Here is a 1154-nt window from a genome sequence, read left to right on the forward strand (position 1 = left end):
TCTCCCCCAGCATCGCCTCCACTCCCACTGATTGTACTATTGATTCCGCTTGTCCCAGAATGACCGTTTCCCCCTTTAGCAAGACCTGGACGATCATCCGTTGCTAAGCCAAAATTTCCGCCAATCCCTCCAACTCCACCAAGTGCTGGATTCGGACGTTTAGCGCCACCGCCACCTCCCCCTCCTGTGGCTGTGATAAAATTCTTTCCAATCACTGTTGTTTCTCCAGAATTGCCTTTCATACTCACATTTGCAACAGCTTCGCCTCCTTTACCAATTGTGATATGCTCATGCCCATTTAAACTGGCTTTATAACCATACCACACCGTGCAACCACCTCCACCACCCCCCCCTCCTAAAGTTGGAGTATCAGATCCACCACCACTGCCACCACCACCCCATGCTTGAATTTCAACCTTGGTTTGATCCGTTACCCAATCTGGCCATTGAATTTTCCCATTCTGTGTATAGAGTAATTCAGCATCAGCAAGAGCCGGCCAATTGGTGATTTTATCAGTCAAATCTTTTTTAAGACTCTTTATTTGTGCCAAGATGGCTGCATCCACTTGCGCCTTCGTATAAACAACATCACCATCAACCCTCAAAGGTCCTTTAAGAAAGCTTCCCGTTGTGCTTAGACTTGTCACCACTTCACCATTATGGGTGAGGTTCAATGATGCATTACCCAACAGTTCTAAACTGCCACTCATAGTGACTTTGCTGGTAAATTTATTATAACTTTGCCATTCATTTGAGCTGGCTAAGCGACCATAGCTTGTGAGATCTTCATTGATCTTGGCTCTAAAATCATCAAGCCCCACGATATCTTCGGTTTTATGTTGATGCGCGCCTAACAATGATATTGCACTGCCAAAAGTGAAGTTATTGTTGCTTGATTTATAGAGAACATAATTGTTGGCAGCATCTTGTGCACCCTCGATATCACCTAAATCTTTTAAAGTGAAAGTTTTATCCGCTGCCATCTTGCCCTTCAAGGCTGCTTCAAGATCTGCAACATCACTTATTGTGTGCGTGTGTTTTGAAGGCGCTTTTCCCTCTACCTTTTCCTCAACATCTGCAATGGCTTGATCAATTTTGGTCAAGTTTTCCCGCAAGATTGGGAATTCAGAACTGATAAAGCGTCCTTCTTTAGG

The 1154-nt window shown here is 44.5% G+C and carries 1 protein-coding gene; it reads right to left on the bottom strand.

Annotation, left to right across the window (positions count from 1 at the left end; genetic code table 11):
* Positions 1 to 1154: Bgr_08870 family protein (locus ACFIKE_RS10980; RefSeq protein WP_375649950.1), on the bottom strand; the 1154-nt coding region annotated here is incomplete at both ends.

It is taken from the genome of Bartonella sp. MU70NMGDW (assembly GCF_042194085.1).
GTDB lineage: Bacteria > Pseudomonadota > Alphaproteobacteria > Rhizobiales > Rhizobiaceae > Bartonella > Bartonella grahamii.